Genomic DNA, 744 nt, shown 5'->3' with positions numbered 1-744 from the left:
CGAAGTACATGCCCGAAAGTGTGCTTACGGTCAGGCGAGTGGTCAGGTACCTGAGCGTTTCCGACGTCGCCAAGCGGACCGGACTGTCGCTGAACACGATCAAGGCCTACAGCCAGACGCCGGGGAAGTTGCCGCAGCCCGACGCGCTGATCGGTGAGCGGGTGAAGGGATGGCTGCCGAGCACCATCGACGTGTGGAATGAGCGCCGGCTGCGCGGCTAGGCCGCCGCTGCGCCCTGGGGCTCGTGCTCGTCATCTCGGCAGTATTCGTCGATGATGCGCTGCATGGCCGGTGTGACCTCGGCAAGCGGTTCGAGGCGGAACGGATCGAGCATGTCGATCCCCTCGGCGCGGCGGGAATCCGAAACCTTCGTGTAGATCTCGGTGGTTGCGAGGTTTTGATGCCGCAGCAGCGTTTGAACCACGCGAATGTCGACGCCGGCCTCCAGCAGTGCGGTGCCGAACCAGTGCCGCAGCCAGTGCGCCGAACCCGGCACCCCGGCTCTCACCATGGCTTCCTTGATGGTGCCGCAGATCGATTCGCGGCGTTGGTGGCCGTGGTCGACGCCCGGGAACCAGTAGCCGCGGCGTGGCATCTGGTAGGCGATTTCGAGGACGCGATGGTGCAACGGCAGCGTGGCGGTCAGGCCGCCCTTGCCGGTGACGGTGACAGTCCGGGCGATGAGGTCGAAGTCCTCGCCTTTGACCTTGGCGATCTCGTGGGCGCGGAATCCCTCGAAGGCCG

2 protein-coding genes are annotated in these 744 nt (G+C 65.7%); one reads left to right on the top strand and one right to left on the bottom strand.

Going from position 1 to position 744, the window contains the following annotated elements; genetic code table 11:
* Positions 1 to 221: AlpA family transcriptional regulator (locus A5733_RS21125; RefSeq protein ID WP_233152751.1), on the top strand; the 221-nt coding region annotated here is incomplete at its 5' end.
* Here A5733_RS21125 and A5733_RS21120 read toward each other — a convergent pair.
* Positions 218 to 744: tyrosine-type recombinase/integrase (locus A5733_RS21120; RefSeq protein WP_158070629.1), on the bottom strand; the 527-nt coding region annotated here is incomplete at its 5' end. The genes A5733_RS21125 and A5733_RS21120 overlap by 4 nt on opposite strands.

The organism is Mycobacterium sp. NS-7484 (genome assembly GCF_001953975.1).
GTDB lineage: Bacteria > Actinomycetota > Actinomycetes > Mycobacteriales > Mycobacteriaceae > Mycobacterium.
Note: the sequence above shows the minus strand (reverse complement) of the source record. Positions and strands in the feature narration are given on the sequence as shown.